The following is a 3795-nucleotide window of genomic DNA, read 5'->3' as shown; positions in this document are numbered from 1 at the left end:
CCAGAACTATTATACAAAACATCTCTGTAAATCTAAATGCAAGTATTTTGAGCAAGAGTACAAGAAAAACTTGCGTTTAGTTTTTCAATTAACCTCACCTCCTCCTGTACATAAGTCCCACATATCGGACTTACTCTGTGGTATTCTGTTGCTCAATGATCCTGTTCACCGCATCATTAAACTGCTGTTCGGCGTTGGACGATTCGCGATGACCGTTTAGCACCGCAGAAACCCAACGGTCGGTGCATCCTAATTCATCAGCCAACATTTTGTTGGTAATTCTGTGGTTATGCATCTTACCTACCAAATTCCCCGTCCATTTTTTGGGCAACTTTTTTTCAACTCCTTTCGAAATATAGTTGAAATATTCAAACCCATATGTTACTCTGTAAGTACCACCAAACATCAAAACACAGGGTTTGAATTTTCCAACCGATGTCTATATTGTAGTATGATTATTCCAACTTGTCAATGTGTATTTGTTGGAATTTTCGAACCTGTCGTTTTGCACAATTAGAAAGGATGCTTTCTGTGTTTTTTGACAGGTATAAAGAATTATGCGCCAAAAAAGGCGTGTCCCCCACAAAAGCTGCGACCGAAGCGGGTATCAACAAATCTGCCGTGACGTATTGGCGAACCCATCCCGACGCTACACCCACAGGTCAAATTTCTGATCGGCTTTGCGCCTATTTTGGTATTACATTGAGCGAATTATATGGCGAAAAAGAAAAGCCCGCCGAAAAGGCGAGCGTGAACGATGACGATTTGAAATTTGCATTATTCGGAACAACCGAAGTGGACGATGCAACATGGGACGATGTAAGAGCCTATGCCAAATTCAAACAGGAGCAAAAAAACCGGAGGTGATGCGGTTGGATCGTAGAACCGCCTTATACAATTACGCCCAGAAAAAAGGGATAGAAGTAGACTGGTTCCCTATGCAAACAGCAGCGGCTTTCTCCTTACCTTTGGATGGTGCCTGCGCTATTGCGATAGATCCGCAAAAGATTTCATCCGCAGCCGATGAATCTGTAAAGTTGGCGCATGAACTCGGACACTGTGTATATGGTGGCTTTTACAACCGTGCATCCCCGCTAGATGTAAAAGAGCAGCACGAATATAAAGCAAATGTCTGGGCAGTGCAGCGAATGATTCCGTGGTCAAAACTTCGCGGCGCTGTTCGCTCTGGCACAACCGAACTTTGGGAGCTTGCTGAACTGTTCGGCGTTACCGAACCATTCATGCATTGGGCCATTGATTATTATGTGCAAACCAAGGGGAAATCATTTGACTAAAAAAATCCCGCCCTCCTGCTGGCGCAGGAAAGCGGGACATTAAGAAAGAAAAATATTTCCGGTTCTTTCTTTGGATAAATTGTGATCATACAAAATTTAAGGATGATGAGATGAATGGCAAAAACACCTCCTAACGAACTAATCACCAGAGCAATATCCGATCTTAGAAATTTTCTTACCAATTTAAGAGCGTCCGGAAACACTAAAGACGAAAAAAGAGCGGCCCTAATATCATATTGGATATCTGATTATATCAGGATGCTTCGCAAAGAAGATACGTTTGATCCTAAAAAGCTTATTCGCTATAAACGCGGACAAATTGTAAAGGCTCATTTAGGCTACCGCATCGGCAGCGAAGAGGGCGGATTGCATTATGCGATTGTCATCGAAAATGATAACCCACTATCTTCAAATGTCATTACCATAGTTCCTCTTACATCCTTAAAGACAAAGCACAATCCCGACAGACTGCCTCGCAGCAACATTTATCTTGGAAATGCAATATACCGTATTCTCCGCAGCAAATTAACCGTGCTTAGTGAGCGCCTACACAGCGAAGTCGTAGCTGGTAAATCCCAAGTGGCGGATATAACCGCTCGTTTAAATTTGATACAGTCTTTATCAGCAGATGAATATAACAAAAATCCAGAAAAATGGTCGTCCGAAGTTGAAAACATTCGCTCGGCCCAAGTTGAAAACGCACAAAAACTCGAAGCCGCTCACAAGGCTCTTGCAAGAGTTACTAAAATTCAAGCAGAACTCCAGCGTATGAAAAGCGGCAGTATTGCGCTGGTAAATCAAATTACAACAATCAGCAAACAGCGAATTTATGACCCTCTATACAAGTCCGATGTATTTCATGAAGTTCGTGTCCCAGATGATATTTTAGATGCTCTTGACAAAAAACTAATTGAGATGTTCACAAATTGTTATCAGAAAAAATGATATTTTGCTTTACAGAGCGCATAATATAATCTATAATGATAATAGAACAAGGTCGCTTTGCCGACACTTGTGAAGACATTGCCGCTTGCCGGCATTCGAAAAATCATTATGAGGGAGCGCTCTGCTTTGCAGGGCGCTTTCTTCATGCGAAAATCCCGCCCACCGGCGGCAACCGGTAAGCGGGACATGGGGTACTGATAAACTAGCACATCCATCAGTACCCCTATTTTACCATACTTATCTATGGAAAGAAAGGGGTTATTTTTATGCCAAAACCCAAAAAAGGGGCGGACGGTTACTACCGCCGTTATTTTCGCATAGACGGAATTGAATACTCAGTCCGTTCTAAAGACTTCCGCACGCTGGCAGATAAAGAACGCAAGAAGCGCGAGCAGCTGGCAAACAAGGCAAAGCCGGGAACAGAGAGCGTAACGGTACAGGCATGGGGCGATTCGTGGCGGGAGGTATATACCACCAACCTACGCAAAGCATCGCAGGAGCGAATCCGCGGATTACAACAGAACTACCTGTATCCATTATACGGAGCCGTCAAAATCACCGCAGTGAAGCGTATCCATCTGCAAAGCCTACTTAACGATATGGCAAAAACACTTGCAAAGGATACCGTAAAACACATGATGCAAATGCTGATCGCCATGTTTACAGCCGCTGTCGAAGATGATATAATAAGCAAAAATCCGGCCGCTGGGCTGACCATGCCTGTCTGCCGCCCACCGTCTACGCACAGGGCTATTACCGAGCGCGAACGGGTTATTTTACTGGAAACCGCCAAAACGCACCCTATGGGCATTCTCGTCCAATTCCTGTTATATACCGGCCTGCGCCCCGGAGAGATTCCGCCGCTGACCGGTGCCGACCTCGTCGGTGGATATGTCCGTGTCAACAAGGCGCTGGAGGCGCGCACGAACGAGATCAAGGAAACCAAGTCAAAAGCTGGTTCCCGCATGGTACCGATCATCCCGCGTCTTTCGGCCATCCTGCCGGACATACGCCCCAACCAATACCTGTTCCCGCAGCCGCGCGGCGGCCTGATGACCAAAACCGTCATGCGCCGGATGTGGCACAGCTTTGTGCTCGCGATGAACGAAACCGAAGCTGAACTGATAGGAAAAAAGCGGCTGCCAAAGCTGAAAGAGCAACTGCCTCCCATGCAGCTCTACGACCTGCGTCATACATACTGCACCGATCTCGAGCGCGCAGGCGTGCCGATCAACGTCGCTGCAAAGCTGATGGGACACTCGAGCGTCAAGGTCACCGAGCGTATCTACACGCATACCGGAGAGGACATGCTCCAGCGCGCTGGCAGTCAGTTATCCGTCTTTTGGGGTGACGGGAATAGTGACGGTAACGATATGGTGAATCACGGCAAAAAAGCCGCTGAATCATAAATACAAAAACAAGCCAGTATCGAGCGAAAAGTTCACAATAAAACAGAAAAAGCACCGAAAGCAAGATAAATTTCTTGCTCTGGTGCTTATTTCATGGAGCTGCTGACCGGATTTGAACCGGTGACCTCATCCTTACCAAGGATGCA

Annotated in this window: 5 protein-coding genes; 4 read left to right on the top strand and 1 reads right to left on the bottom strand. The window is 45.9% G+C overall.

Translation table 11 applies throughout. The features are described from left to right. Positions 1–130: 130 nt before the first annotated feature. Positions 131–331, bottom strand: a complete 201-nt coding sequence (locus T363_RS0113585) for a hypothetical protein (protein WP_031476703.1) — start codon at positions 329–331, stop codon at positions 131–133. 200 nt (positions 332–531) lie between these two features. Here T363_RS0113585 and T363_RS16195 point away from each other — a divergent pair, with 200 nt between their 5' ends. The 4 genes from T363_RS16195 to T363_RS0113565 all read left to right on the top strand — a co-directional run bounded on the left by T363_RS16195 (position 532) and on the right by T363_RS0113565 (position 3649). Next, entirely contained in the window at positions 532–867 is a 336-nt protein-coding gene (locus T363_RS16195) for a helix-turn-helix domain-containing protein (RefSeq protein ID WP_031476701.1), read from the top strand. 5 nt (positions 868–872) lie between these two features. Next, entirely contained in the window at positions 873–1295 is a 423-nt protein-coding gene (locus T363_RS0113575) for an ImmA/IrrE family metallo-endopeptidase (protein ID WP_161645970.1), read from the top strand. Between the two features lie 114 nt (positions 1296–1409). Further along, positions 1410–2240 (top strand): type II toxin-antitoxin system PemK/MazF family toxin, encoded by an 831-nt coding sequence (locus T363_RS0113570; protein WP_031476697.1) that lies wholly within the window; start codon positions 1410–1412, stop codon positions 2238–2240. A 266-nt stretch (positions 2241–2506) separates the two neighbouring features. Further along, a complete protein-coding gene (locus tag T363_RS0113565) occupies positions 2507–3649 on the top strand; it encodes a tyrosine-type recombinase/integrase (protein WP_031476695.1) in 1143 nt (380 codons plus the stop codon). The last annotated feature ends 146 nt before the right edge of the window (positions 3650–3795 follow it).

Source organism: Agathobaculum desmolans ATCC 43058 (genome assembly GCF_000701665.1).
GTDB lineage: Bacteria > Bacillota > Clostridia > Oscillospirales > Butyricicoccaceae > Agathobaculum > Agathobaculum desmolans.
Note: the sequence above shows the minus strand (reverse complement) of the source record. Positions and strands in the feature narration are given on the sequence as shown.